Origin of the sequence: Streptomyces sp. NPDC088730, from assembly GCF_044751215.1 — a bacterium.
GTDB lineage: Bacteria > Actinomycetota > Actinomycetes > Streptomycetales > Streptomycetaceae > Streptomyces.
In genome coordinates this window covers 76,715-102,455 of record NZ_JBIVLK010000016.1, presented here as the reverse complement: position 1 = coordinate 102,455, position 25,741 = coordinate 76,715, and the positions used below count along the sequence as shown (strand labels likewise).

General features: G+C 72.3%; 26 protein-coding genes and 7 tRNA genes. 12 read left to right on the top strand and 21 right to left on the bottom strand.

Translation table 11 applies throughout. The features are described from left to right. Nucleotides 1-18: 18 nt before the first annotated feature. The 3 genes from thrS to ACIP89_RS32500 all read right to left on the bottom strand — a co-directional run bounded on the left by thrS (nucleotide 19) and on the right by ACIP89_RS32500 (nucleotide 3,940). A complete protein-coding gene (gene thrS / locus ACIP89_RS32510) occupies nucleotides 19-1,995 on the bottom strand; it encodes a threonine--tRNA ligase (protein ID WP_401930122.1) in 1,977 nt (658 codons plus the stop codon). 104 nt (nucleotides 1,996-2,099) lie between these two features. Next, nucleotides 2,100-3,374, bottom strand: a complete 1,275-nt coding sequence (locus ACIP89_RS32505; protein ID WP_402117985.1) for a hypothetical protein — start codon at nucleotides 3,372-3,374, stop codon at nucleotides 2,100-2,102. Further along, nucleotides 3,374-3,940, bottom strand: a complete 567-nt coding sequence (locus ACIP89_RS32500; RefSeq protein WP_401930361.1) for a DUF4365 domain-containing protein — start codon at nucleotides 3,938-3,940, stop codon at nucleotides 3,374-3,376. Before ACIP89_RS32500 ends, ACIP89_RS32505 begins: the two co-directional genes overlap by 1 nt. A 191-nt stretch (nucleotides 3,941-4,131) precedes the next feature. Here ACIP89_RS32500 and ACIP89_RS32495 point away from each other — a divergent pair, with 191 nt between their 5' ends. Beyond that, on the top strand, nucleotides 4,132-4,857 hold the full coding sequence (locus tag ACIP89_RS32495) for a 3'-5' exonuclease (protein WP_401930117.1): 726 nt from the start codon (nucleotides 4,132-4,134) through the stop codon (nucleotides 4,855-4,857). Between the two features lie 67 nt (nucleotides 4,858-4,924). On the opposite strand, the gene ACIP89_RS32490 is transcribed toward ACIP89_RS32495, so the two are convergent. Both ACIP89_RS32490 and ACIP89_RS32485 read right to left on the bottom strand, forming a co-directional pair. After that, nucleotides 4,925-4,996: transfer RNA gene (locus ACIP89_RS32490), tRNA-Val, on the bottom strand. Nucleotides 4,997-5,035: 39 nt separating this feature from the next. Continuing rightward, nucleotides 5,036-5,482 carry an SRPBCC family protein gene (locus tag ACIP89_RS32485; RefSeq protein ID WP_402117983.1) on the bottom strand — a complete coding sequence of 149 codons (447 nt, stop codon included), beginning with the start codon at nucleotides 5,480-5,482 and terminating at the stop codon, nucleotides 5,036-5,038. An 83-nt stretch (nucleotides 5,483-5,565) separates the two neighbouring features. Here ACIP89_RS32485 and ACIP89_RS32480 point away from each other — a divergent pair, with 83 nt between their 5' ends. After that, nucleotides 5,566-8,097, top strand: coding sequence for an SCO7613 C-terminal domain-containing membrane protein (locus ACIP89_RS32480; RefSeq protein ID WP_402118008.1), 2,532 nt, complete (start codon nucleotides 5,566-5,568; stop codon nucleotides 8,095-8,097). Nucleotides 8,098-8,171: 74 nt separating this feature from the next. Here ACIP89_RS32480 and ACIP89_RS32475 read toward each other — a convergent pair whose 3' ends face one another. Continuing rightward, nucleotides 8,172-9,200, bottom strand: coding sequence for a hypothetical protein (locus ACIP89_RS32475; protein WP_402117981.1), 1,029 nt, complete (start codon nucleotides 9,198-9,200; stop codon nucleotides 8,172-8,174). Nucleotides 9,201-9,294: 94 nt separating this feature from the next. Here ACIP89_RS32475 and ACIP89_RS32470 point away from each other — a divergent pair, with 94 nt between their 5' ends. After that, entirely contained in the window at nucleotides 9,295-9,981 is a 687-nt protein-coding gene (locus tag ACIP89_RS32470) for a TetR/AcrR family transcriptional regulator (protein WP_402117979.1), read from the top strand. 202 nt (nucleotides 9,982-10,183) lie between these two features. Here ACIP89_RS32470 and ACIP89_RS32465 read toward each other — a convergent pair. Further along, nucleotides 10,184-10,255 (bottom strand) — tRNA-Val (locus ACIP89_RS32465). 55 nt (nucleotides 10,256-10,310) lie between these two features. After that, nucleotides 10,311-10,802, bottom strand: a complete 492-nt coding sequence (locus tag ACIP89_RS32460) for a TIGR02611 family protein (protein ID WP_401930109.1) — start codon at nucleotides 10,800-10,802, stop codon at nucleotides 10,311-10,313. Nucleotides 10,803-10,992: 190 nt separating this feature from the next. On the opposite strand from ACIP89_RS32460, the gene ACIP89_RS32455 reads away from it, so the two are divergent. Both ACIP89_RS32455 and ACIP89_RS32450 read left to right on the top strand, forming a co-directional pair. Next, on the top strand, nucleotides 10,993-11,406 hold the full coding sequence (locus ACIP89_RS32455; RefSeq protein WP_003959770.1) for an SsgA family sporulation/cell division regulator: 414 nt from the start codon (nucleotides 10,993-10,995) through the stop codon (nucleotides 11,404-11,406). A gap of 211 nt (nucleotides 11,407-11,617) precedes the next feature. Beyond that, nucleotides 11,618-12,193 (top strand): CGNR zinc finger domain-containing protein, encoded by a 576-nt coding sequence (locus ACIP89_RS32450; protein ID WP_401930107.1) that lies wholly within the window; start codon nucleotides 11,618-11,620, stop codon nucleotides 12,191-12,193. A 4-nt stretch (nucleotides 12,194-12,197) separates the two neighbouring features. Here ACIP89_RS32450 and ACIP89_RS32445 read toward each other — a convergent pair whose 3' ends face one another. The 4 genes from ACIP89_RS32445 to ACIP89_RS32430 form a co-directional block, all read right to left on the bottom strand. After that, the gene (locus ACIP89_RS32445; RefSeq protein WP_401930422.1) at nucleotides 12,198-12,398 is read right to left on the bottom strand and encodes a hypothetical protein; all 201 of its coding nucleotides are present in this window, start codon (nucleotides 12,396-12,398) and stop codon (nucleotides 12,198-12,200) included. Nucleotides 12,399-12,507: 109 nt separating this feature from the next. Next, nucleotides 12,508-13,479, bottom strand: coding sequence for an acetylxylan esterase (locus ACIP89_RS32440; protein WP_402117978.1), 972 nt, complete (start codon nucleotides 13,477-13,479; stop codon nucleotides 12,508-12,510). Between the two features lie 102 nt (nucleotides 13,480-13,581). Then, entirely contained in the window at nucleotides 13,582-14,598 is a 1,017-nt protein-coding gene (locus ACIP89_RS32435; protein WP_024490670.1) for a LacI family DNA-binding transcriptional regulator, read from the bottom strand. A 212-nt stretch (nucleotides 14,599-14,810) separates the two neighbouring features. Then, a complete protein-coding gene (locus ACIP89_RS32430) occupies nucleotides 14,811-15,272 on the bottom strand; it encodes a hypothetical protein (RefSeq protein ID WP_401930103.1) in 462 nt (153 codons plus the stop codon). 192 nt (nucleotides 15,273-15,464) lie between these two features. Between ACIP89_RS32430 and ACIP89_RS32425 the strand changes: the two genes are divergently transcribed. Further along, entirely contained in the window at nucleotides 15,465-15,980 is a 516-nt protein-coding gene (locus ACIP89_RS32425) for a DsbA family protein (RefSeq protein WP_401930101.1), read from the top strand. Between the two features lie 127 nt (nucleotides 15,981-16,107). Here the strand turns inward: ACIP89_RS32425 and ACIP89_RS32420 are convergent, their stop codons facing one another. The 3 genes from ACIP89_RS32420 to ACIP89_RS32410 form a co-directional block, all read right to left on the bottom strand. Continuing rightward, complete coding sequence (locus ACIP89_RS32420) at nucleotides 16,108-16,944, bottom strand: GNAT family N-acetyltransferase (RefSeq protein ID WP_401930350.1); 837 nt, start codon at nucleotides 16,942-16,944, stop codon at nucleotides 16,108-16,110. Nucleotides 16,945-17,056: 112 nt separating this feature from the next. Next, the gene (locus ACIP89_RS32415) at nucleotides 17,057-17,878 is read right to left on the bottom strand and encodes an aminotransferase class IV (RefSeq protein WP_402117976.1); all 822 of its coding nucleotides are present in this window, start codon (nucleotides 17,876-17,878) and stop codon (nucleotides 17,057-17,059) included. Continuing rightward, nucleotides 17,875-18,912 (bottom strand): chorismate-binding protein, encoded by a 1,038-nt coding sequence (locus tag ACIP89_RS32410; protein ID WP_402118007.1) that lies wholly within the window; start codon nucleotides 18,910-18,912, stop codon nucleotides 17,875-17,877. The genes ACIP89_RS32415 and ACIP89_RS32410 overlap by 4 nt, the downstream gene beginning before the upstream one ends. A 162-nt stretch (nucleotides 18,913-19,074) precedes the next feature. On the opposite strand from ACIP89_RS32410, the gene ACIP89_RS32405 reads away from it, so the two are divergent. The 5 genes from ACIP89_RS32405 to ACIP89_RS32385 all read left to right on the top strand — a co-directional run bounded on the left by ACIP89_RS32405 (nucleotide 19,075) and on the right by ACIP89_RS32385 (nucleotide 19,517). Then, nucleotides 19,075-19,147, top strand: a tRNA-Gly gene (locus ACIP89_RS32405). Nucleotides 19,148-19,184: 37 nt separating this feature from the next. After that, nucleotides 19,185-19,258: transfer RNA gene (locus tag ACIP89_RS32400), tRNA-Cys, on the top strand. A gap of 1 nt (nucleotide 19,259) precedes the next feature. After that, nucleotides 19,260-19,331: transfer RNA gene (locus tag ACIP89_RS32395), tRNA-Val, on the top strand. Between the two features lie 19 nt (nucleotides 19,332-19,350). Then, nucleotides 19,351-19,422: transfer RNA gene (locus tag ACIP89_RS32390), tRNA-Val, on the top strand. Between the two features lie 23 nt (nucleotides 19,423-19,445). Continuing rightward, nucleotides 19,446-19,517 (top strand) — tRNA-Val (locus tag ACIP89_RS32385). 110 nt (nucleotides 19,518-19,627) lie between these two features. Here ACIP89_RS32385 and ACIP89_RS32380 read toward each other — a convergent pair. From ACIP89_RS32380 to ACIP89_RS32365, 4 genes are all read right to left on the bottom strand, one after another. Beyond that, nucleotides 19,628-19,915: a zf-TFIIB domain-containing protein gene (locus ACIP89_RS32380; protein ID WP_024490664.1), complete on the bottom strand. Its 288-nt coding sequence runs from the start codon at nucleotides 19,913-19,915 to the stop codon at nucleotides 19,628-19,630. A 68-nt stretch (nucleotides 19,916-19,983) separates the two neighbouring features. Further along, a complete protein-coding gene (locus tag ACIP89_RS32375) occupies nucleotides 19,984-21,042 on the bottom strand; it encodes an aminoglycoside phosphotransferase family protein (protein ID WP_402117975.1) in 1,059 nt (352 codons plus the stop codon). Between the two features lie 280 nt (nucleotides 21,043-21,322). Beyond that, entirely contained in the window at nucleotides 21,323-21,532 is a 210-nt protein-coding gene (locus tag ACIP89_RS32370; RefSeq protein ID WP_073737491.1) for a hypothetical protein, read from the bottom strand. 161 nt (nucleotides 21,533-21,693) lie between these two features. Continuing rightward, on the bottom strand, nucleotides 21,694-21,978 hold the full coding sequence (locus ACIP89_RS32365; protein ID WP_402117973.1) for a hypothetical protein: 285 nt from the start codon (nucleotides 21,976-21,978) through the stop codon (nucleotides 21,694-21,696). 205 nt (nucleotides 21,979-22,183) lie between these two features. Between ACIP89_RS32365 and ACIP89_RS32360 the strand changes: the two genes are divergently transcribed. Next, entirely contained in the window at nucleotides 22,184-23,470 is a 1,287-nt protein-coding gene (locus ACIP89_RS32360) for a serine/threonine-protein kinase (RefSeq protein ID WP_402117972.1), read from the top strand. 71 nt (nucleotides 23,471-23,541) lie between these two features. On the opposite strand, the gene ACIP89_RS32355 is transcribed toward ACIP89_RS32360, so the two are convergent. Both ACIP89_RS32355 and cobA read right to left on the bottom strand, forming a co-directional pair. Further along, nucleotides 23,542-24,360, bottom strand: coding sequence for a TrmH family RNA methyltransferase (locus ACIP89_RS32355; RefSeq protein ID WP_401930088.1), 819 nt, complete (start codon nucleotides 24,358-24,360; stop codon nucleotides 23,542-23,544). Nucleotides 24,361-24,424: 64 nt separating this feature from the next. Then, the gene (gene cobA / locus ACIP89_RS32350) at nucleotides 24,425-25,681 is read right to left on the bottom strand and encodes a uroporphyrinogen-III C-methyltransferase (protein ID WP_401930086.1); all 1,257 of its coding nucleotides are present in this window, start codon (nucleotides 25,679-25,681) and stop codon (nucleotides 24,425-24,427) included. Nucleotides 25,682-25,741: the final 60 nt, after the last annotated feature.

Here is a 25,741-nt window from a genome sequence, read left to right as displayed (position 1 = left end):
GCCCGTTTACCCGACCGGTCAGACCTGGACGCGGTCCTCGACGGCCTTCGCGATCTTGGCGATGGCGTCCTCGACCGGGATGCCGTTCTCCTGCGAACCGTCGCGGTAGCGGAAGGAGACGGCACCGTTGGCCATGTCCTCGTCACCAGCGATGATCATGAAGGGCACCTTGGCCTTCTGCTGGTTGCGGATCTTCTTCTGCATCCGGTCCGAGGAGGCGTCCACATCGACCCGCAGCCCCTGCTTGCGGGCCTTGGCGGCGAACTCCTGGAGGTACGGGATGTGCGCGTCGCCGATCGGGATGCCGACCGCCTGGACGGGCGCCAGCCACACCGGGAAGGCACCCGCGTAGTGCTCGAGCAGCACCGCGAAGAAGCGCTCGATGGAGCCGAACAGGGCGCGGTGGATCATGACCGGGCGCTGCTTGGTGCCGTCGGGCCCGGTGTACTCCAGGTCGAAGCGCTCCGGCAGGTTGAAGTCGAGCTGCACGGTCGACATCTGCCAGGTCCTGCCGATGGCGTCCTTGCACTGCACGGAGATCTTCGGGCCGTAGAAGGCGGCGCCGCCCGGGTCCGGGACCAGCGGCAGGCCCTGCTTCTCGGCGACCTGCTGCAGCGTCGCCGTGGCCTCTTCCCAGGCCTCGTCCGAGCCGACGAACTTCTCCGGGTCCTTGGTGGACAGTTCCAGGTAGAAGTCGGTGAGGCCGTAGTCGCGGAGCAGGTTCAGGACGAAGGTCAGCGTCCGGTCCAGCTCCTCGGCCATCTGCTCCCGGGTGCAGTAGATGTGCGCGTCGTCCTGCGTGAAGCCGCGCGAGCGGGTCAGGCCGTGCACGACGCCCGACTTCTCGTACCGGTACACCGTGCCGAACTCGAAGAGGCGCAGCGGCAGTTCACGGTAGGAGCGGCCGCGGGCGTCGAAGATCAGGTTGTGCATCGGGCAGTTCATCGGCTTGAGGTAGTAGTCCACCCCGTCGTCGAGCTGCATGGGCGGGTACATGCCGTCGGCGTACCAGTCCAGGTGGCCGGACTTCTCGAAGAGCTTGCCCTTGGTGGCGTGCGGCGAGTAGACGAACTCGTAGCCCTCCTCCTCGTGGCGGCGGCGCGAGTAGTCCTCCATGGCCCGGCGGATCACGCCGCCCTTGGGGTGGAAGACGGCGAGGCCGGGGCCGATCTCGTCCGGGAAGGAGAAGAGGTCCAGCTCGTTGCCGAGCTTGCGGTGGTCGCGCTTGGCGGCCTCCTCAAGGAACTCCAGGTGCGCCTTCAGCTCGTCCTTGGTGGGCCAGGCGGTGCCGTAGATGCGCTGGAGCATGGGGTTCTTCTCGCTGCCGCGCCAGTAGGCGGCTGCGTTGCGCATCAGCTTGAACGCCGGGATGAACCGGGTGGTCGGCAGGTGCGGGCCCCGGCAGAGGTCCTTCCAGCAGAGGTCCCCGGTCTTCGGGTCGAGGTTGTCGTAGATGGTCAGCTCGCCGCCGCCCACCTCGACGTCCGCGCCGTCGTCCGTGGAGGCGGAGCCCTTGATGCCGATGAGCTCCAGCTTGTACGGCTCGTCGGCCAGCTCCTCGCGGGCCGCCTCGTCCGTCACGACCCGGCGGGAGAACTTCTGGCCCCGCTTCTGGATCTCCTGCATCTTCTTCTCGATGGCCTTGAGGTCCTCGGGCGTGAACGGCTTCTCTACGTCGAAGTCGTAGTAGAAGCCGTCCTTGACCGGCGGGCCGATGCCGAGCTTGGCCTCGGGGTGCAGCTCCTGCACGGCCTGTGCCATGACGTGCGCGGTGGAGTGCCGGAGGATGTTGAGGCCGTCCTCGGACGAGATCAGGACGGGCTCGACGGTCTCGCCGTCCTGGAGCTCGTACGCGAGGTCCTTCAGTTCACCGGCGACGCGGGCGGCGACGACGGTGCGCTCGCCGGGGAAGAGCTCGGCTGCCGTAGTGCCCGTCGTCACCACGCGCTCTTCCCGCTCGGAATCGCGTTGGATGGCCACACGGACGTCTGACACCGGTCTCTCCTGACTCAGGGGGTGCGCCGCATTCCCATGACGGACGCAAGGGGAATCGTACCGAGCCGACGGCCCCCATAGCGAAATGGGCCGCGTCCGCCCCGCTACTCCCCCGTGCACGCCTCCTCGAAAGAGTCGACGTTCTCCTGGAGCGACTTCATCAGCCGGTCCCGTTCCGCGTCGTCGACCTGCACCGGAACCACCTGCGAGGTCCTGGTCAGCCGCCGGAATCCGCCCCGGCTCTCCAGTCTGCCCGCCACCCGTACCGGCAGCCCCACCAGGTGGGCGTGGCCCGCGATCCGGTACGCCTCCTCGTCGAGCTCCAGCCGCACGTGCGGCACCTCGGCGCCCGCCAGCACCCGCAGCCGTACGATTCCGGCGCCCGCCGGCCCCGAGCGGCGCATGCGGACGACCGCTCCGGTGATCCGTACCGGCACCGCGGGCTCGTCGCGGAGGTAGCGGGCGCCCGCCCTGCGCAGCGCGGGCAGGTCGCCCGGGGAGAACTCCACCGGCTCTGGGCGCGCCGGGCAACCGTCGGGGGTGCCGGCTGCCGGCGCCCACTCCAGCGCGATCCCGGCCCCCTCCGAGCCGCGGACGAGCGCGACGACGGCCTCGGTCAGCTCGCGGCTGACGCCTGCCGCGACGGCACTGTCGAACGCCTCCATGCCGCCGGTGGCCCGCTGGTAGTCCACCGCCTCCCGGGTGGCGTGCAGGGCGTGGTGGAGCCGTACGGCGACGGGCCTGCCGGTCTCGACCGGGACGAACGCGGTGAGGTCGCGGCCGCCGGGTGCGGGCCCGACGAGGACACCGTCGAGGGCCGAGAGGGCCCGTCGCCGGTGCCGGGCACCGTGGTAGCCGGCCCGGCCCCGGACGGCGAGGGCGCCGGCGAGCAGGATCTGCCTGGCTGCGCCGTGCAGCCGCTCCGCCCCGGTCCAGCTGGCCGCTCCGGCGACGGCGGCGGGTTCGGGGGCCTCGCGCCACCAGCGGATCTCGTCGCTGGGAACGGCGAGGGACACCAGGATGTCGCGGGCGGAGGGGGCCGCGCTGCGGGCCAGCGCGGTCAGCGCCTCGCCCAGCAGTTCCTCGCTGTCCGGAAAAGCGCCGGTGCCGGGTACGAGCAGGCTGGTGGTGCCACCGGCCGCGGCGGGCGGTCCGGGCGGGGTCCAGCGGCTGTAGCGTCCGGCGGCCCCGCCGCGCCGCCGCCAGCCGTGCCGGGCGAGCAGCGCGGCGAGCACCACGGGGTCCACCCGGGCGGGGTCCGGCAGGTTCCCGGCGGCCTCGGCGGGGCCGCCGGGCCGGAGTCCGGGTGGTCCGGAGGGGCGGGCTCGTACGGCTGACGGGATGGCTCCGTCGGCGGGCTCGTCCATCGGCCGGTGCATCAGGGTCTCCCTCCCGCTCCGACACGGGTCATGATCTCGCAGAGCGCCCGGTCGTCGAAGACGCGCGAGGTCGGGATCCGCACGGTGGTCCGGTGGCGGCCGGTCACCGGGTGGCCGGCCAGGTTGGTCCAGTAACAGCAGTGCCGCAGGTCGAGGCGGTCGGGGCCGGCCCGCAGCCAGTCGTCCTGGCTGCGGGGCACGATCATCACGACCAGGATCCTGTGCACGGAGACGGGCGTCCGGGCGAGCTTCACGAGGTGTGCGTTGTCGAGCGTGAAGGCGAACGTCGCGCCGGGCGGGCGGGCCGGTATCTGATAGGTGCACTTCAGCTGGACCTTGATGGTCACCTCGTCGTCGACGAGATGGCCGGGGGCGCCGTGGCTGACGTGCCAGTCGATGCCGTTGTCCGGGAAGGGCTGCGACAGGGAGCAACCCGCCGCGGCCGCGACCGCGTGCAGGTAGCCCACCTGGAGGGTCTCCATGCAGGCGGTGGTGGCGAGTGTGCCGCGCAGCGGTGCGATCCGCCGGGGCAGCAGCCCGCTCGGTTCGGGCTGCGCGAGTGCCATGGCTCCGTGTGCCTTCCGGGCCGTGCCGATGGGATCGGGGACGCGGAGGTTCTGCCAACTGCCTCCCCCGTCCTATGTGTTGTCACCGCAGAGGAGGAGCCGCAAACGGCGTATCAGGCAAAGGGCGCGGGTATCACCGAACCGGGCAGAGGAATCACGCCATCTGCCGCTCGGGCGCGAGGAGTTCGGGGATGACTCATTGGTACGAGGGGCCACTGGCCGCTTTTGACACCGAGACGACGGGAGTGGATGTCGAGGGGGACCGGATCGTGTCGGCCGCCCTCGTCGTCCAGGACAGCGCCGGCGGGCGGATGCGCGTCACCCGCTGGCTGGTGAATCCGGGGGTGCCGGTGCCCGCGGGGGCGACGGAGATCCACGGCCTGACCGATGACCACCTCCAGCGCAACGGGCGCTGGCCCGCGCCGGTGGTGGAGGAGATAGCGAGGGCGCTCGCCGAGCAGGGCGCGGCGGGGCGGCCGCTGGTGGTGATGAACGCGCCGTTCGACCTGACGCTGCTGGACCGGGAGCTGAAGCGGCACCGGGCGTCGTCGCTGGCCGGGTATCTGGGGAACGCGTCGTTGTGCGTGCTCGACCCCCGGGTGCTCGACAAGCATCTGGACCGCTATCGCAAGGGCCGGCGCACGCTCACGGATCTGTGCGAGCTGTACGGGGTGGTGCTGGACGGCGCGCATGACGCGGCGGCCGACGCGTCCGCCTCGCTGGAGCTGGTCCGGGCGGTGGCGCGGCGGTTCGCCACCAGGCTGGAGCGGCTGACCCCGGCGGAGCTGCACACGCTTCAGACGGTGTGGCACGCCGCCCAGGCTCGCGGTCTGCAGGCCTGGTTCGCCAGGAGCGGCACTCCGGAGACGGTGGACCCGGCGTGGCCGGTCCGTCCGGAGCTGCGCGCGGCCGCCTGAGCGGACCGGTCGGGGACACGCAGAGGCCGGTCCGTCGGTGCTCCTGACGGACCGGCCTCTCCCGGGGTGGGCGATACTGGGTTCGAACCAGTGACCTCTTCGGTGTGAACGAAGCGCTCTCCCACTGAGCTAATCGCCCGGGAACGGGTTGAACCATACAGGGCCCCGCGGGTGTGGTTCAAACCGCTTCCAGCCGCGCCGCGAACCCGCGCCGCCCGGCCCGCATCATCAGGGCGTGATTGGCCCGGAACACCGGGCGTCCCGGCACCGCGAACACCCGCAGCAGCCTCTTGCGCACCTCGACCTCCTGCTCGTACACGGCCCGGCTCCCGGCGCCGTGCGGGGTGACGGTCCAGCGGGCCCAGCCTTCGAGGTCGTCGGTGATGGTCACTTCGAGGACCCCGGCGTGCGGATCGCGGCGTCGTTCGCGGACCGTGATGACGAGGTCGTACGGGATCAGGGAGCGGATCCGGGTGGTGCCGGAAGTGCCGTCGGCGGGGGTGACCTCACGGACCTGTGGCCACCATCGCGGGTACTGCTCCACCTGTTCCAGCAGCCGGTACACGGCGGCGGGCGGGGCAGCGAGTTCCCAGACGGTGACAAATCGGTAGTGGCTCCAGTCCATGCGTCCAGGATGCGCATACTCAGCCGGTGAAGTGAGTATCCGTGCGCATGCCCCCGCGCGTGACCGCCACCACACTCGCGGTCATGGAACATCTGCCGCCGCCCGCCGAGGAATTGGCACTCCTCGACCGTGAGCTCGCCGGGCTGGACCTGCGCCGGTCCCAACTGCTGCACCGCCGTGCCTGGCTGCTGAACGCCCTGCGGACACCGGGCCCGCCGATCACCGCACCTCCCGCGTCCGCGTTCGCGGCGCCGTTCGCGGCTCCGGCCCGGCCGGCCGCCGCCGGCGTTCGCACCGGGGGTGCGCAGAACGTGCTGCTCACCCTCGGCGGACTGCTGCTGACGGTCGCGGCGATCGCCTTCACCCTGGTCAGCTGGGGCCAGATGGGGATCAGCGGCCGCACGGCGGTGCTGGCGACCCTGACGCTCGCGGCGCTGGCCGCACCGGCGGCGCTGCTGCGCCGGGGACTGGCCTCGACGGCCGAGGCGCTCGCCGCCCTCGCGTCGGTGCTGATGGTGCTGGACGCCTTCGCGCTGCATGAGCTGGCCGCGCCGGGGACGGGTGCTCTGGGCTTCGCCGCGACCGCTGCCGCGGTGCTGTCCGTGCTGTGGGCGGCGTACGGGCTGTTGCTCGGGGGGCTGCGGCTGCCGTTGCCCGCCTCGGTGCTCTGCGCGCAGCTGCCGTTGCTGCTGTGGGCCTGCGCGGAACGGGCGGACGCGCTGGTGTTCTCCGCCGCGCTGCTGGCGACGGCGGCACTGGACTGTGCGATCGCGGTGCGGGGCAAGCGAGTCGCGGTACGGGTCACGGCCTGCGCCGCGCTCTGTGCGACCGGTGGCGCGGGGCTGCTGATCGCGCTGGGGAAGTCGCTGGCGGCCGATGCGCCGTCAGGTGCGGTGCCGTCGGGGGCGCTGCTGCTGGCGGGGGCGGCGATCGCGCTGTCCGGGGCCCGCCGGGCGCCGGCGGCGGCCGCGGTGGCCGGGGGCCTGGTGGCCGGTCTGGCAGCGGTTGCGGCCGTCGCCTCCGTGGTGGCCGCGGGGGTGCCCGGCGGCTGGGTGGTGCCGGTGTATCTGCTGTGCGGCGGAGCGCTGCTGGCGGCTGTACGGGCTCCGCTGGGGCGTCCGGCCGGGCGGGGACTGGCCTGGGCGTCGGGGGCGGTGACGGCGGCTTCCGTGCTGTTCTCGCTGCCGCCGGTCGCGGTGTCGCTGGTGGGTCCGGTGTCGCGGCTGGGCCGGGTGTGGACGGATGCGCCGCGGGACGGCGCCCGGGGTGCGCTGGGTGCGACCGGGCTGCCGTGGACGGATCTGGGCGCGGCCCCCGTCATCCTGCTCGTGGTGGCCGGGGCGCTCGCGGCGGCGTACCGGTGGTGGGAGGCCGCGCTGCGGTGGGCCGGGCCCGCCCTCTCCCCCGGCCCTTCGGTTCGGGGAGCGGTCGGGGCCGTGGCGGCGGTGCTCGGCTGGGCGGGGATCACCGTGCTGCCCGCGGCACTGGATGTCTCGTACGCGGCGACTGTCGCCGTACAACTGGTCCTGGCCGTGGGCGTGTTCGCGGTGGCGGTGGGCGGTCTGCGGCAGAGCACGACGGGCGTGTCGGTGGGCGGTCTGCGGCACGGGACTACGGGTGTGGCACTGACGGCGTCGGTGTGCGGGGCGGTGGGCGCGGTGGACGTGGCGCTGCTCTCGCTCGCCTCGGAGGCGGCCACCTACACGGTGTTGGGAGCGCTGCTGGTGCTGTGCGCGGTCGCGGCGGTCGCCCTGGACGCCTCCGTGGCAGGGGGCCCGCGGCCGGGCCGGGTCGTGCGGGCCGCGCAGGCGGTGGCGGCGTGCGCGGCGGTGGGCTGCGCCGTGGTGCTGACGGTCGCGTGCGGTGCCTCGCTGGGGCTGGCCGCGCACCGGGCGGCTCCACTGGTGCTGGCGGCCCCCGCGTTGACCGTGCTGCTGGGCGCCCGGCTGAAGGCGCACGCGGTCGCGCTGCCGGTGGAGCTGGCCGGCGGCGCGGCGGCGGTACCGGCCATCGGCATGGCGGCGGGCGATCTGCCGTTCCTCGCCCTGGTGCTGTCCCTGTGCGCGGTGCAGGCGGCGGGCACGGCGTTGCGTCCCGAGCGGCGGCCGGTGGCCGGATACCTGGCCACGGGGCTGTTCCTGGCGGCCGCCTGGGTGCGGCTGTCCGCCTCCGGGGTGTCCTCCCCGGAGGCGTACACCCTGCCGGTGACCGTCGCGGCGCTGGTGATCGGCGCGCTGCGCCGCCGCCGCGATCCGGCCGCGTCGTCGTGGACGGCGCACGGAGCGGGCCTGGCGGCGACGCTGGTGCCGTCGCTCTTCGCCGCCTGGGCCGATCCGCACTGGCTGCGGCCGCTGCTGCTCGGCGCGGCGGCTCTCGTGATCACGCTGGCGGGGGCGCGGTGGCGGCTCCAGGCGCTGCTGGTGCTGGGCGGCGCGGCGCTGGCGCTGGACGCCGTGCACGAACTCGCGCCGTACGTGGTCCAGGTGGTCGGCGCGCTGCCGCGCTGGGTGGCTCCGGCGCTGGCCGGGGTGGTGCTGCTGGCGGTCGGTGCGACGTACGAGAAGCGGCTGCGCGATGCCCGGCGGCTGCGGAGCGTCCTGGGCCGGATGCGGTGACGTGACCGCGGAGCGCGAACCGGCCGTGGACGGGGACGCCGGGAACCAGGCGTGAGTCCCCGGCGCGGCGGGCGTCAGCCGCCGCGGTAGTGGTCGGCGACCGCGGCGAAGGCGGCCTTGGGCTCCCAGGGCAGATCCGGGTACGTGTCGCCGTGGCGGCCTTCGAGGATCCTGACGATGCCGAGGCTGGCGAGATCGAGGTCGTCGCGGGGATCGCCGTCAGGTCGGTGCGGCAGGTTGTAGAGAGCGAAGAGGAACACGAAGGCGCTGTCGACGCCCTCGCTCTCGAAGATCTCCAGCAGCTCGCTCAGGTAGGCCGCTTGGCCGGCTTCGTCCCGCTCGTACTGCCCGTTCAGCCGGAGCGGAGCGCCGGTGGCTTCGTCGGTTTCGAGGATTTCCATGCTGCGGGGCGCGACGTCGCCCGCGCCGCGCCAGGTGGCGGTGCCGAAGCCGGTGATGGCGACCGGTTTGGGCTGCGCGACGAGGCTGCGCACGGCGTCCCGGAACCGGTCCGCCACCTCCGCGGACCGGATGAGTTCGAAGGTGGTGAAGTCGAACAGGTCCCAGTCGACGGCTTCGAACTGGATGGCGGCGTACGTGACCTTGCCGTGGAAGCTCTCACGGACCAGCGCCACGGCCTCGCGGAGGAAGGCGTTGAGGCGGGTGCCGACCACGGCGAATCGCTCCGGCCTCCGGGCCGGGTCACCCAGCAGCCAGCCGATCCGCTCCTCGGTGCTGTCGCCTTCGAGGAAGCCGTGGTTCATGACGCTCAGCTCAGCGCCTGTGACGAACACGACCTCTGCCCCCCGCGACCGGAGCCGCTCGGCCCGCTCCGCGCAGTCGGCGAGCAGGGTCAGGATCTCATCGGGCGCCAGCTCCAGCGGGTACGGCGAGAACCAGATCTCCAGGCCGAGTCCGGCCGCGAGGCGAGCGGCGAGGTCCAGGCGATCCGGGTCGCCGCCGGTGATGTGGACGGCGGTGCAGTGGAGATCGTCACGGATGACGGTCAGCTCTTTTCTGACCAGCTCGGGATCGAAGCACTCCCGGGAGTTGCCGCCGTTGCGGATGAATCCGGTGTCGTAGCAGATGCCTTTGGCTCGCATATGTCTGGCCTCTCAGTAGGGAATCCGAGAGTAGGAGCTAATAGTGCGTGCACGCAAGTTTGCGTGCACGCACCTCGACTGGGATAGTGCTGGGGTGACAACAGGGCAGAACGGACTGCGCGAGCAGAAGAAACAGGCCACCCGGGTGGCCTTGCGTGAGGCGGCGCTGCGGCTGGCGCTCACCCATGGGCCCGGCAACGTCCGCGTCGACGACATCGCCGAGGCGGCCGGAGTCTCGCCGAGGACCTACAACAACTACTTCTCCAGCCGTGAACAGGCGATCGTCGCCGCCGTCACCGCCGAGCGGGAATCGCGGGTCGTCGCGGCGGTGGCGGCCACACCCGCCGGCGTCCGCCTCGCCGACACCCTGACCGAAGCGGTCCTGGAGCAGTACACCGAACCGCGCGACCGCGACGGTCTGCTGATGATCATCGCCAGCCCCGCGCTGCGCGAGACCTTCCTCGACACCACCGCGGCAATCGAACACCCCCTCGCCACCGCAATCGGCCGGCGCCTCGGCGACACCGGCACACCCACCGCCGGCGTGCTCGCGGCGAGCGTGGCCGCCGCCGTCCGGATCGCACTGCGGGAGTGGCTCCAGCCTCCGGCCGCACCCCCCTCGCCCGGTGGGCTCGTCGTGCCGTCCGGCTCACTGAGCGAACTGCTCCGCTCCGCACTCGCCGTACTCGCACCCGCGCTTGACGCCGCGGAGGAAGAGGCGCGACCACGCACGCGTCAGTCAGCCCGCGCCACCGATGACACGGCTTCGACGTCGCAGTGAATCCCGCACGAGCCACCAGCCGCGAAGCGGCGAGGTCTGGGGCACGGGCATCGGCCCGCACCGGAAAGCGCTCGCGGATCAGGCCGGGAGCGCCATGGGCGCCAACAGTCGGGGCCAAGAATCGGCGAGGCACACGAACGGCGCGGGCGAAAACGCCGATGACCCGGAAGCTTCGGAAAGCTTCCGGGCCATCGGTCCGGGGTGGGCGATACTGGGTTCGAACCAGTGACCTCTTCGGTGTGAACGAAGCGCTCTCCCACTGAGCTAATCGCCCCGGGCGCACGCCAAACATTACCCCATGTCAGTGGCGTCCCCCGACCAGCTCCGGGTCACTCGTGGATCTTCCACGGCATGACGATTCCGAACTTCCACACATAGACCCCCACCAGCACCGCGACGATCACCAGGCCGATCACAGTGAGCGCGATGTTGCGCCGCCGGACCTTGGGATCGAGGGCCCGCTTGGCGGCCTCCGTGACCTTCCGCCGCGTCCAGCGCAGCACCAGCTGGGCCCAGACGAACTCGGTCGCCCAGATCGCCATGCCGCCGAAGATCACCAGCCAGCCGGGGCCCGGCAGCGGCAGCATGATGACGCCCGCCACCACCACGGCGAGGCCGACCAGGAACACGCCCACCTGCCAGCTCAGGTGCAGCGCTCTGGACGCCTTGATGAACCCGGGCGCCCTGGAGCCGAGCTCCGGCCCCTCCTCCGCCACATCCCGCGCGACGTCCCCCGTCACGTCTTCCGTCACGTCCCCCGTCGCGAGCGCCGGATCCGCCGATGCGGCGACCCCGCCCCGCTCGTCACTCTCCGCATTCATGGTGGCCAACCTACCGGAACGGCTCCTGTCACTGGAATGGCCGCATAACCCAAAGTTACACACCGCTGTACGAGCTACCTGAAGGATCACAAAACGGTCAGAGGGGTTTACAACGCCACCGTAGGTGGCATGTCGATTTCGCCGACGTGCGAATCCCCGAGCGCACACTGAGCGAAAGGCCCTGGCGCTTATGAACACCACGGTCAGCTGCGAGCTGCACCTGCGCCTCGTTGTGTCGAGCGAGTCCTCACTGCCTGTACCCGCGGGCCTGCGGTATGACACGGCCGATCCGTATGCCGTGCACGCCACCTTCCACACCGGAGCGGAGGAAACGGTCGAGTGGGTTTTCGCCCGTGACCTCCTTGCCGAGGGGCTGCACAGGCCCACCGGCACCGGAGACGTCCGCGTCTGGCCATCCCGTAGTCACGGCCAGGGCGTCGTCTGTATCGCACTGAGCTCCCCAGAGGGCGAAGCCCTGCTGGAGGCCCCGGCACGGGCCCTGGAGTCGTTCCTGAAGAGGACCGACGCCGCGGTTCCGCCGGGTACCGAGCATCGTCACTTCGATCTCGATACGGAGCTCTCACACATCCTGGCGGAAAGCTGAGCCAGGCCGAGAACTGCACGACGCCGTCCGACTCGGGGAGACGGCGTCGCGCGGACAACCTCATACGGCGGAAACCGGCGCCGTCACCACGGAAACCACCGTGGTGACGGCGCCGGTCCGTGCGCACACGCCCCCGCACACCACGGCCGTGCCAGTAGAGTCGTCCGGCATCGGCGGGCGCCCCGCCCGCCGGAGGCCAGGGAGCGAATGCGTGCTGATCCCACACGACACCCGGATCGCCCTCGAAACGGTGGTCGATCTGGTGAACACCGCGCCCGAGAGCGCGCAGCCGCAGGAGGGGGCGCCGGCCGACGGGCTCGCCGGCATCCCGGCGCTCCACGCGTTCGCCGCCCGCCACCGCATGAGCGGGGTGACCGAGCTGGACGAGAAGGACCTGCGGGCCGTGCACGACGTACGGGCCCGGTTCGCGGCGGTCTTCGCGGCGCCCGATGCCCGGACCGCCGCCTCGCTCGTCAACTCCCTGGTCGCCGCCGCGGGCACCACGCCGCAGCTCAGCGACCACGACGGCTACGACTGGCACGTGCACTACTTCGCGCCGGACGCCTCGATCGCCGACCACCTGGCCGCCGACTGCGGGATGGCCCTCGCGTTCATCATCGTGGCGGGCGAGACGGAGCGGCTGCGGCGCTGCGAGGCGCCGGACTGCCGGCACGCCTTCGTCGACCTCTCCCGCAACCGTTCCCGCCGCTACTGCTCCAGCCGTACCTGCGGTAACCGCTTGCACGTCGCCGCGTACCGGGCGCGCCGCCGGGAAGCGGCCGACTGACCGTTCACAGCACTAAGAGATCGTGCAACGCGGCCATCAGCAGCAGGCCGCCGATCACCGTGAGGAAGATCATCAGAGGGGGCTGGGAAAGCGCGAAGAGGCAGCCACGCGGCTCTTCGGCGGGGGGTGCGGGGGCATCGCCCCGGGAGGTGTCCACCATCTCGGGACGATCATGACGCAGGCCGGCCCCGTTGGCGATCAACACTCGTTTTTATGAGGGTAGTTCACCCCTCACGTGGTGGCCGGAATCGCTCCGGCGTCCGATCCCCCATCACACATTCGGAACGCCCCCGCACTCCCCCGCTGCTTCGCCGTCAGTCCAGATCCCGCAGCATCCGCAGCTGCACCGCCCGGTGGGGCGAGCCGCCGCCCTCGTGGCCGTTCCAGGGGTAGACCTCGATCTGCTTGGGCCCGGCCCAGTGGTTGTAGGCGGCGAAGACGGTGGACGGCGGGCAGACGGCGTCCATCAGGGCCACCGAGTACAGCGCGGGCACCGTCGCCCGAGCGGCGAAGCTGACGCCGTCGAAGTACGAGAGGGTCCGGAACACCTGCTCGGAGAAGCCGTTCTGGGCGGACAGGAAGCGGACGATCTCCTGGTACGGGTCCCGGTCCGTGAGCTCCACGGCGCGCCGGTAGTGCGTCAGGAACGGTACGTCGATGAGGGCCGCCCTGACGTGGGGGCTGAGCCCCGCCACCGCCTGGGCGATGCCGCCGCCCTGACTGCCGCCGTGCACGACGATCCGGTCCGCGTCGACGGCAGGGTGGGTACGGGCCACCTCGACGGCGCGCACCGCGTCGGTGAACACCCGGCGGTAGTAGTACTCGTCGGGGTCGAGGATGCCTCGGGTCATGAAGCCGGGCGACTGCGGGTTGCCGCCGCCGTGCGGGTCGCCGGTGGAGCCCGGCGAGCTGTTGTTGACGGCGCCCTGCCCCCGGGTGTCCACGAGCAGCGTGGCCCATCCTGCCGCGGGCCACACCAGGTGGTCGTGCGGCAGCCCGCGCCCGCCGCCGTATCCCAGGTAGTGGACGACGGTGGGCAGGGGGCCCTCGGCTCCGGCGGGCACGTTCAGCCAGGCGCGTATGCGGTGGCCGCCCCAGCCGGCGAACGACACGTCGTGGGACACGACATTGCTCAACGCCCCGTCGTACAAGGTGAATTCCGCGTCCAGCGGGTGGGCGGACGCCTCTTCGAGGGTGCACTGCCAGAAGGCGTCGAAATCGTCGGGTTCGGCGACCTCGGGGCGGTAGGAGCGGAGTTGGTCCAGGGGCAGGTCGAACAGGGGCACGGCGTCTCCGTTTCGGGCAGGCTGAGGAAAGCGGCACATGCGAACGGCGCATGTGAACGGATCAAGGAAACAGCACCGGGAACCACGGGCCGCGCGGGGGCCTCAGCGCGGGGTGGAGCTCGACGCGCGTACGACGAGTTCCGGCTGGAGCACCACGCTGCGGTGCTCGTGGCGGCCGTCGTCATCGGCCTCCTCCAGCAGGAGTTCGGCGGCCATCCGGCCCATCACGACGGCGGGCTGGCGCACCGAGGTGAGCGGCACGGCAGCGGCGGCGGCGAACTCGATGTCGTCGTATCCGACGATGGCGATGTCCTGCGGGACCCGCACCCCGGCCGCGTAGAGGGACTGCAGCACACCGAGGGCGAGCAGGTCGTTGGCGCAGAACACGGCGGTGGGGCGCGGCACCAGGCCGAGCAGCCTGGCTCCGGCGTCCCGCCCCGCCGCCACGTCGAGCCGGTCGGAGGGGATCTCGACCAGGGCCTCGGGCTCCAGCCCCGCCTCGGCCAGTGCGGACAGCGCGCCGGTGCGGCGGTCCCTGATCTGGTGCAGGTCGCCCGGTCCGCTGACGTAGGCCACGGAGCGGTGCCCGGCCGAGATCAGGTGCCCGACGGCCAGGGCGCCGCCCCGCACGTCGTCGACGGAGACCGCGCAGGTCCCGGTGCCGGACGCGACCCGGTCCACCAGGACATAGGGAATCCGGTGGCGGCTGAAGGACTCCAGGTTGCGGCCGGTCGCGTCGGCCGGTGTGACCAGGACGCCGCAGACCCGCTGTTCCGCGAAGAGGCCGAGGTATTCGGCCTCTTCCGCGGGGCTCTGGCCGCTGTTGCAGACCATCACGCCCAGGCCCGCCTGCCGGGCGGCGCGCTCGGCCCCCCGGGCGACGTCGACGAAGAAGGGGTTGCCCATGTCCAGGACGAGGAGGGCCATGATCCGGCTGCGTCCCGCCCTGAGCTGGCGGGCGGACTCGCTGCGGACGTAACCGAGGTCCTCGATGGCCGCCAGCACCCGCGCCCGCGTCTCGGGGAGTACGGTCTCCGGCCGGTTGATCACATTGGAGACCGTGCCCACGGAGACCCCGGCCTGCCGGGCCACATCCTTGATCCCTGCCACACGCGCCACTTGCCCTGCCCCACTGGTGCCCTTGGCCGCACTGGTCCAGCGGCGGCGTCACCCCATCGTACGGACGGCGTGAGTGAATTGATTCAAACCGTTCGGGACGCTAGTCCTGATCCCCGAATACCGTCAAGGATCATGCGTGAATCGATTCAGGGAGCACGGAACCCCGCGCGTTGCGGGCGCCCGGCAGTGGGCGGGGGCGGACGTGACGCGCCTCAGATGCCGTGCTTCTTCAGGATCGCCTCGATGTCGCTGAAGTCCTCGCCCGATCCGCTCGCGGCGGCCTGCTTCTTCGGCCTCTCCCGCTGCTGCGGCTGGGCCGCCGGGACACCTGCGCCCAGCGACGGCGCCGAGGCGGCCGGCCCCACCGCGCCCTCCCTCGCGGCACGGGCGGCGGCCCTGCGTTCCTTACGGGTGCCGCCCCCGCGCCGTTCAACCGCGCGGGTCGTGATGAACAGCAGCCAGGCCACTCCCAGCAGGCCGAAGCCCAGCCAGACGCTCGGCTTGAAGGCGATGTCCGACACCCACTGGACGACACCGGTCAGCACCAGGCCGATCGGGACCAGGGAATAGGCCGCGATCCTGGTCGCCGCGAGGAAGCGCTTCCGGTACGCGGTGACGGCGGCGATGCCCAGGCCCGCCGCGGACACCGCGGAACAAATGGTCTCGGCAAGCATCGGTGCCTCCAGGCGCAGGGGAAACGTCCCTTCCATCCTGCACCTGCCCAGGGGCCCGGGGCCACGCCCGGAGCGCACTTCAGGGACATATCAGGGCCGGGATCCTCCGCAGGTGCCGTGCGGGCGGGCAACCGGGGCCGTACCCGCCGGTGCCGGTCGGGACTCTCCCCCGCACCCTGGGAGACTGGCCCCATGAGTGATTCCACCCCCGCAGCGCCGGTCGTTCTCGACATCTGGTGCGAGCTCCAGTGCCCCGACTGCCACCACGCCCTCACCGATGTGCACGCCCTGCGGGCGCGGTACGGCGACCGGATCGAGGTGCGGCTGCGGCACTTCCCGCTGGAGAAGCACAAGCACGCCTACGCCGCCGCACAGGCCGCGGAGGAGGCCGCGGCGCAGGGCAAGGACTGGCCGTACATCGAGGCGGTCCTCGCCCGCACCGCGGAGCTCGGCCGGACCGGTGAGCCGCTGCTGATCGAAGTGGCGGAGGAACTCGGCCTGGACGCGGAGGAGTTCGACACCGCCCTGATCGACGGCCGGCACCTGCTGATCGTCGACGCCGACCAGGCGGAGGGCAAGGCGATCGGGGTCACCGGCACCCCGACCTATGTGATCGGCGGAGAGCGGCTGGACGGCGGCAGGAGCCAGGAGGGTCTGCGCGAGCGGATCGAGGAGATCGCCGACCGGCTGCTCGCCGGACAGGACTGAGCCCCCGGGGCCGCGAAACCGGCAGCAGCCGCAGAAGCCACCGGAACCGGCAGCGGCGCCACCGGAAGCGGCAGCGCCACTGGCAGCGGCTCCGGAACCGGAGGCAGCCTCAGGGGCAGGCGAGGGGCTACAGCTGCTTGGCCAGGTTGTACCGGGTCGGCTCGTAGCCCAGCGACTCGTACAGCCGGACCGCCGGGATGTTGGCCGTGACCACGTGCAGGCCCAGTCGCCCGTGTCCCGCCGCGAGGGCGATCCGCTCCGCCTGGAGCATCAGCGCCCGCCCGTGCCCCCGGCCCCGGAACTCCTCGTGGACCTCCACGTCGAACACGTAGCCGACGAGCACGCCGGGGTGCATCTCGAACGGGGCCACCCAGACATACCCCACGGTCCCGCCCTCGTGGATCAGGAAGTGCAGCCGGGCACCCTCGGTGTCCAGGCCGTCCGGAAGGTGCCCGGCGTGGGAGGCGCGGGCGGCCCGCAGCGCGGTCTCCTCCGGCATTCCGCGGGTGACCAGGCTTTCCGCGTAGCCCGCGATGGCCCCGTCCTCCCACCGGGCGAACTCGCCGGGCGTCATCGGGCGTGCGGTCAGCCCGTCCGGCAGGGCCGGGGCGACCGGCGGCAGCGACTTGATCATGTTCCTGCTGCGCTCGGTGTACCCGAGCGCGGCGGCGAGCCGCTGCGCCGCGATGTCTCCGGCGTCGACCGACGTACGCACCTGGGCGCAGCCCCAGCCGCGCAGTACCTCTTCGGCCGCCAGCACGGCGATGGTCCCGCGTCCGCGCCTGCGGACGGGTTCGTCGATCCGCAGGGAGCCCAGGAGGCCCGCGCCGCCGGCCGACTCCGGCTCGACGGCGATCTCAAGGGCGCCGACGGGACGCCCGTTGTCGCACACGTCGTACGCGCGCTCCCGTGCGCCGTCGGCGCCTTGCTGTATCGGCCCGGAAGGCCGGAGTGTCGTGGTCATCAGGGGATTTCTATCCCCCGCGCACGATGCCGTCATCCGCTTTTACGGGCATCCCCGCTGATTTTCACGGCCGGGCAGCCGTGAAAGCGGCCGTGAAACCCGCCGGCACCGGCTACGGGTCCAGGTCGTCGCCGGCCCGCTCGCCGAAGACGCTCATGGCCTTCGCGGTCACCGGGCCGGGGGCACCGGGCAGTTCCCTGCCGTCGACCCGGTGGACCGCCTGGATGTCGCGGAGCGTGGAGGTGAGGAAGATCTCCTCGGCCCGCTCCAGTACGTCGAAGGGCAGTTCCGTCTCCTGCGCCCCCGTCCACTCCACCGCCAGGGCCCGGGTGATCCCGGCCAGGCAGCCGGAGGCGACCGGCGGGGTGTGCAACTGTCCGTCGAGGACGACGAAGACGTTGGACCCGGTGCCCTCGCAGAGCTGTCCGACGGTGTTGGCGAAGAGCGCCTCGGTGGCGCCGCGCTCGTGGGCGCGGGCGAGCGCGACGACGTTCTCGGCGTACGAGGTGGTCTTGAGCCCGGTCAGCGCGCCGCGTTCGTTGCGCGTCCAGGGGACGGTGATGACCGCCGTGGTGTCCGGGCGGCGCCGCGCCTCCCCGAGCGCGACGACCAGACCGGGTCCGGCGGTGCCCCGGTCGGAGCCGAGCGGCGAGATGCCTCCGGTGTACGTGATCCGGAGCCGGCCGAGGACGGCGGGGTTGGCCTCGATGACGGCGGCGCAGGCCCGGCGCACCTCGTCTAGGTCGGGCACCGGCAGGCCGAGGCCGCGGGCGGAACGGGCCAGCCTGTCGAGGTGCCGGGTGAGCGCGAAGGGCCTGCCGCCGGCCGTCCTGACCGTCTCGAAGACGCCGTCGCCCACGGTGAGCCCGTGGTCGAGCACGGACACCCGTGCGTCATCGGCGTCGCGCAGTGCGCCGTTGACCCAGATCCTCATGGTGCGGTCCTTCCGGTTGCTTCGTATGCGCCCGACGCTACCGCGAGCAGCCTGGACGCCTTGAGTTCGGTCTCGTCCCACTCCCGTTCCGGATCCGACCCCCAGGTGATGCCGGCGCCGGTGCCGAAGCGCAGGACGGGGGCGGCCCCGGTGCGGTCGGTCCAGAAGGTGCGGATGCCCACGGCGAGCGAGGCGGTGGCGCGGTCGGCGTCCACCCAGCCGATGCCGCCGCAGTACGGGCCGCGCGGGGCGGTCTCCAGTTCGCCGATGATCCTCAGCGCACTGGTCTTGGGGGCGCCGGTGACCGAACCGGGCGGGAAGGCCGCGGCGAGGAGCTCGGGCCAGCCGGCTCCCTCGGCCAGCAGTCCGCGCACCGTGGAGACCAGGTGGACGAGGCCCGGGTGCTTCTCGACCGCGCACAGACCGGGAACGGTGACCGATCCGGTGGCGCAGACCCGTCCGAGGTCGTTGCGGACCAGGTCGACGATCATCACGTTCTCGGCGTGGTCCTTCTCCAGCAGATCGTCCTCCGTGCGGCCGGTGCCCTTGATCGGTCCGGACTCCACCGTGCGGCCGTCCCTGCGGAGGAACAGTTCGGGCGAGGCGGTCGCTATCTCCACGCCGTACGCGGGCAGCCGGATCGTTCCCGCGTACGGGGCGGGATTGCCACGCGCCAGCAGCGCGGTGAGGGCGTCCACGTCGGCCGCGGACGGGTCGGGCAGCCGGGCCGTCATCACCCGGCAGAGGTTGGCCTGGTAGACCTCCCCCTCCGCTATGTACGCGCGGATCCGGCGCACGGCGGAGATGTACGCGGCGCGGTCCAGCGACGAGTTCCAGTCTCCGGCGGCGGGCCCGTGCCAGCCGCCCGGCACCGGGGCGGGCACGGCGGAGGTGCGTACGGTGGCGAAGCGGGCGCAGATGAGCCGGCCCTCGAAACCGGCGGACACGGCCCAGAAGCCCGACGAGTCGAGGGCTGCTGGGTCACTGGTCACATCCCGCAGATCGGAGGCGACGAGGCCGCCGAAGCGGGCCATTGGGGCAAGGTCGTGCACGTCGGTGAGTCTAGGACGCCCCGCGGTGACCTGCGCCGGGGCGAGGCACCCCAGCACGCTGCACAAACGCGTTTTTGTACTGGCCCCGGAATCCGCTAGAGTTCATCACGTCGCCGGGACGCGCAAGTGAACCGGAACCGACAAGCGGACGTAGCTCAGTTGGTAGAGCGCAACCTTGCCAAGGTTGAGGTCGCCAGTTCGAACCTGGTCGTCCGCTCGCAGTAGGTGGGGGATCTTCCCGAACCCCCATCCCTGGTGGAGTGGCCGAGAGGCGAGGCAACGGCCTGCAAAGCCGTCTACACGGGTTCAAATCCCGTCTCCACCTCCAAGGACGATTAGCTCAGCGGGAGAGCACTTCCCTGACACGGAAGGGGTCACTGGTTCAATCCCAGTATCGTCCACCGGTCCGCAAGGACCCCCGCGCGATTAGCTCAGCGGGAGAGCGCTTCCCTGACACGGAAGAGGTCACTGGTTCAATCCCAGTATCGCGCACGCAGTACACGCAGGGTCACCCCGCGCGATTAGCTCAGCGGGAGAGCGCTTCCCTGACACGGAAGAGGTCACTGGTTCAATCCCAGTATCGCGCACAGCCCGAAGCCCCGGTCGTCCCGACGACCGGGGCTTCGTCGTTGCCGTGAGCGGCCGTGTCGTGGTCCGGACGGAATCCGTCCGGACCACGACACGGGGGCGCGCCGGGTCAGGACGAGAAGAGCATCCGGCCGAAGCTCTTCTGCCGGTAGTGCCCGTGGTGACCGCCGCCGTGGTGCTGCTGCGGGGCGCCCCAGGCGGGCGCGGGGGCGGCCGGGTAGGCCTGCGGCGCGGGCGGCGGGGGCGGAGCCTGCTGCGTCCACTGCGCTTCCATGCGGGTCAGCGACTCCAGCTCGCCGTAGTCCAGGAATATCCCCCGGCAGCCGCTGCACTGCTCGATCTGAATGCCGTTGCGGTTGTACGTGTGCATCGGTGCGTGGCACTTGGGACACTGCATGTTCGGGCTCACTCCTCGCCGTCGGTTAGCCGTCGCCGGAATGCGTGCCCGTCGACGGTCGGTTCACCCTACGACGCGCTCCCGGCGGCCAACTCGGGCGGGAGAGCAGCAATTCGGGCACAGCTCCCGATCATCATCTGTTCCACCTCATCCGGATCCCGGCCCTCCGCCGCGGACTTGGCGAGCGCCAGTGCCGCGGTCTGTACGGTCAGGGCGCGGGCGGCGACGTCCAACTCCGGCCAGGGGTCGCCGACCGCGGGCAGCGCGGGCCCGCCGGCGGCCCGGTAGGCGTCCACGAACCGGAGCCAGACGTCGGGCGGCAGCAGTCCGGCCGCGTACCAGGCGGCGGGCCTGGCCAGGTCCCAGGTGGCGTCACCGATGCCCGCGTCGTCGACGTCGATCAGCAGCCAGCCGCCGCGCGGAGCGGGGTGCCGGACGAGCTGGCCCAGGTGCAGATCACCGTGGCAGAGGAAGCGGGCGCGGTCCGCGGGGGCGGGGGCCTCGTCACGCGCCCAGCCCGGCAGCCGCTGCCAGGCCGCGAGCACGGGCCCGGTGGACGGGTCACCGGGACGTGCCGCCCGCATCCGGTCCACGGCGAGCGCCGCCTTCGCGGGCCCCCGCATGACCGGGAGCGCGGGAGCCGGGAGCGCGGTGTTGTGGAGGCGGGCCGGGAGCGCGGAAGCCGGGAGCGCGGTGTTGTGGAGGCGGGCCAGGAGCGCGGCGGCCTCCTCCCACGGCGCCGCGTCCGGGTCACCCGGGTCCACGGGCTCTCCGTAGGGCCACAGGGTGACCGGGCGGCCGTGGAGCTCGGCGAGGTAGGGCGACGGCTGGGCGGGACGCCCGATGGCCGTCACGGGGGCTGCCGGCGGCCGTGCGGGCACGGGGAGGGGTGCGAGCAGGACGTCCGCCAGGGCGGGGCGGGCCGGCAGCCAGAGGCGCGCCGCCAGGGCGGCGGTGTCAGTACCGGGAGCATGGGCCTTGGCGACGACCGCGCCGCTGCGGACCACGGTGCCGTCCGCCCGGTCCGCGAGGACGACGGGCGGCGGGCAGTCGCAGCCTGCCGGGGCGGGGGCGTGGGCCGCTTCGTGGGCGAGGGAGCCCAGGGCACGTATGACTGCGGTGGTCACGGTCTCCCCCGGAGGCGCAGGATCTGCGGGTCCGGCCGGCGCCGCACCCGCAGGGGAGCGTACGCGGACCGCCCGGACCGGCCGCGTCCCGGGCTCCTCCCCCTGTGGAAAGGCCCCGGTGACTCGAAGGCCGCGGCCCCTGAAGGACCCCGGACAGCGCGATGTCCGGTCAGCTCCCCAGCTGACCGGACAAACGCTGCCGTCCGCCGCACCCCCGTCCCCACGGGGTTGTTGGCCGGATGTCCCGGTCCGAACCGCTCTTCCGGACCCGGGGCGCCGCTCAGCGCCCCAGCATCACGCCCACGGACGACGCCTGTGTGACCACCGCGTCCCAGCCGCCGAAGACGACTACGAGCAGGGCCGCCAGAGGAAGAACCATGGCCGTCGCCACCAGCGGGTGGCGCTTGCCGGACGACGGACGGCTGCCGAACGAGGCGTACGCCTTGCGTCCCTGCGTGCGGATCATGGTCCGCGCTGCCGTGTCCGCCATGGTTCCTCTCCTGACCTGATGTGGAGCGGCGGGCGTTCGGCCTCGGGGGACGAGTGCGACGCCCGCCGCACCACTCCAACATTAGGGATTCGGCCGACGGGCGGCGTCATGCCCGCGTACCGAATGCCGGGCCTCCCGGAGGATGAGCCACGGGTAGCCGGCTACTCCCCTGGGTGGAGACCGGCCCGGCGGACCTTGGGGTCATCCCCGAGGGAGCGCTCCGAAGCGTCCTCCCTGGGTACCGGTTGTTCGACCAGGGCGAGCACCCTGGTCGCCATGAAGCGGGCGGTGCGCACGACTGATCCGTTTCTGGTGACTTCACTCACTTCGACCACCCCCCGACGGACCGCTGTCTCCACCCGGCGACCCGCTCTGGAGGCCACCACTTCGTAGGTACGGGTCGTGTCCCCGGCGTCCACGACTATCTCGACTCGATCGCCCTTCACTGATCCAATCCCCCTTCTGCGACGGACCTTTGAGATCTCGCACGGGCCGGGAAGCCTGGATCCGCCGCTCCCTGACCACTCCTCAAGTTTCCCACCCGGCACTGACAATCGATTCGACGGCGAGGGCGCGGCCTCTGAGCACCCCGGGCGGCGGGTACGTAAGCTGTGCCTCGTCAGGCGGACCAGGCAGCGGGGATGGGCAGACATGGCGATGATGCGGCTCCGGCGCGAGGACCCGCGTGTCGTCGGTTCGTTCAGGCTGCACCGGCGGCTCGGGGCGGGCGGCATGGGTGTCGTCTACCTCGGTTCCGACCGGCGCGGCCAGCGGGTGGCGCTGAAGGTGATCCGCCCGGATCTGGCCGAGGACCAGGAGTTCCGCTCGCGGTTCGCCCGTGAGGTGTCCGCCGCCCGGCGGATCCGCGGCGGCTGTACGGCCCGGCTGGTGGCCGCCGATCTGGAGGCGGAGCGCCCGTGGTTCGCCACGCAGTACGTGCCGGGGCCCTCGCTGCACGACAAGGTGGCCGAGGAGGGCCCCCTGTCGGCCGCGGAGGTGGCCTCGATCGGGGCGGCGCTCTCCGAGGGGCTGGTGGCCGTTCACGAGGCCGGGGTCGTCCACCGTGACCTGAAGCCGTCGAACATCCTCCTCTCCCCCAAGGGCCCTCGGATCATCGACTTCGGGATCGCCTGGGCGACCGGTGCCTCCACCCTCACCCACGTCGGTACGGCGGTCGGATCGCCCGGCTTCCTCGCCCCGGAGCAGGTGCGCGGCGCGGCGGTGACGCCCGCGACGGACGTCTTCTCGCTCGGCGCCACGCTGGCGTACGCGGCGATGGCCGATTCACCGTTCGGGCACGGCAGTTCCGAGGTGATGCTCTACCGCGTGGTGCACGAGGAGCCGCAGCTGTACGACGTGCACGACGCGCTCGCCCCGCTGGTGAGCGCGTGTCTGGCGAAGGACCCGGAGGAGCGGCCGAGCACGCTCCAACTCTCCATGCGGCTGAAGGAGATCGCCGCGCGGGAGGCGCAGGGTCTGCACGAGAGCCGGCCCCCGGCCCAGCGCTCCGCGCAGGAGGCGGACCGGCCGACCGGCCGGCTCGACGGCCCGTACACGGAGCAGCAGACCCGCCGCGCACCCGGTCCCGCCCCGGTGTCGCGTCCGCAGAACCGGCAGACCGCGCCGCCGCGTCCCTCCTCGCCGCGCACCGGGGGTTCGCGCCCGGAGCGGCCGCGCGGCACGACGGGTTCCGGCAAGCGGCCGCAGGGCGCGAACGGGACGAAGGGCAGGCAGGGCACCCGGCCCGGGACGCGTTCGACCTCGACCGGACGGCGGCCGGCCAATCCCCGGCTGCTGCGGCAGCGGCTCGTGGTCTTCGTCGTGGTGACGCTGCTGGTGGCGCTGGGCATCGCGGCGGCCCAGGGCTGCCAGGGACCGGCGCGTGGCCTCGGTGCGGGCCAGCACCAGGGACAGAGCCAGAGCCAGAGCGAGCAGTAGCCGCGGCTCTCCGGGCCTCAGTTCTTCGGCGTCGGTCCCTCGGTCAGTTCTGCGGCGTCGGTCCCTCGGCGTCAGTTCTCCGGGCGGCCGGTGGCCACCGCGTAGAAGGCGACCGCGGCCGCCGCGCCCACGTTCAGCGAATCGACGCCGTGGGCCATCGGGATCCGTACCCATTCGTCGGCGGCGACGAGGGCCTGGGTGGACAGTCCGTCCCCCTCGGCCCCGAGCATCAGAGCCACCTGGTCCATCCGGTGCGGCGCCGCCTCCTCGATGCTGCTGGCCTTCTCGTCGGGCGTCAGGGCGAGCAGCTTGAAGCCCGCCTCCCGCACGCTCTCCAGCGCCTTGGGCCAGGTGTCGAGCCGGGCGTACGGGACGGAGAAGACCGCGCCCATCGAGACCTTGACCGAGCGCCGGTACAGCGGGTCGGCGCAGTCCGGCGAGAGCAGGACCGCGTCCATGCCGAGAGCGGCGGCGCTGCGGAAGATCGCCCCGATGTTCGTGTGGTCGTTGACGGCCTCCATCACGACCACACGGTGGGTGGTACGCAGCAGCTCGTCGGCGGCCGGCAGCGGTTTGCGCTGCATGGAGGCCAGGGCGCCCCGGTGCACGTGGTAGCCGGTGACGCGCTCGGCCAGCTCCGGGCTGACCGCGTAGACGGGGGCCGGCACCTCGTCGATGACGTCGCGCATCAGGTCGACCCACTTCGCCGAGAGCAGCATGGACCGCATCTCGTACCCGGCCTGCCTGGCGCGTCTGATCACCTTCTCGCCCTCGGCGATGAAGAGGCCCTCCGCGGGCTCTCGCCTGCGCCGGAGCTCGACGTCCGTCAGGCCGGTGTAGTCGCGCAGTCGGGGGTCGTCGGGGTCGTCGACGGTGATGAGATCAGCCACAGGTTGATACTGCCTTGTCCGGTGTGTGGTGCCAACGGTCTGGAGGAAGATCCGTTACCGATGGTTACTCGGCGGAACGTCCCGTGGTGGCCGTCCCGACCGCGACGACGTCGCCGATGACGATGACGGCGGGCGGGCGCACGTCTTCCGCCTCGGCCCGCTCGCCGACGGTGGCGAGCGTCGCGTCGACGCGGCGCTGGGCGGCCGTGGTCCCTTCCTGGATCAGGGCGACCGGGGTCTCGGGGTCCTTGCCGTGGGCGACGAGCGCGCGGGCGATGGCGCCGATCTTGTCGACGGCCATCAGGAGGACCAGGGTGCCGCGCAGCCGGGCGACGGCCGACCAGTCCACCAGCGAACGTTCGTCGTCGGGGGCGACGTGGCCGCTGACCACGGTGAACTCATGGGCGACGCCGCGGTGCGTGACCGGGATACCGGCCGCGCCCGGCACCGAGATCGAGCTGGAGATGCCGGGGACGACGGTGCAGGCGATGCCCTCCGCGGCGAGCGCCTGGGCCTCCTCCATGCCGCGCCCGAAGACGAACGGGTCGCCGCCCTTGAGCCGGACGACCGCCTTGCCGGCCTTCGCGTGCTCGATCAGCGCGTTGTTGATCGCTTCCTGCGCCATGTAGCGGCCGTACGGGATCTTGGCGGCGTCGATCACCTCGACGTGCGGGGGGAGTTCGTCCAGCAGGTCGCGCGGGCCGAGCCGGTCCGCTATGACGACGTCGGCCTCGGCCAGCAGCCGGCGGCCTCTGACGGTGATCAGGTCGGGGTCGCCGGGACCGCCGCCGACCAGGGCGACGCCGGGGGTCCGGGTGCGGTGGTGGGGCGCGGCGAGGGTGCCGTCGCGCAGGCCCTCGACGATGGCGTCGCGGACGGCGGCGGAGTGGCGCGGGTCGCGGCCGCCCTGCCCGTCCGTGGTGAGCACGGCGACGGTGATGTCCTCGCTGCGGCCGGTGGCGGGGGTCCAGGCGGTGGCGGCGTCCGCGTCGTCGCTGCGGACGCACCAGGTGCGGGTGCGCTCGGCCTCGGCGGAGGCGGCGTCGTTGGCCGCGGTGTCGTCGGACGCGATGAGTGCGTACCAGGTGTCCGTCAGGTCCCCGTCGGCGTATACCCGGCGCTCCCAGCGGATCTCGCCCGCGTCCGCCATCGCCTCGACGGACGCGGTGGCGGACGGCGACACGAGGACGATGTCCGCGCCGGCCGCGATGAGGGCGGGGAGGCGGCGCTGAGCGACCTGGCCGCCACCGACGACGACTACGCGGCGCCCGCTCAGGCGCAGTCCGACGGGGTACGCGGGGTGAACGGCGTGCTCGGCCATGGTGGTGCGGGCTCCTCGTGCGGTGCGGTCTGCGGGCCGCTGCGGCGGTGGAGCGGCTGG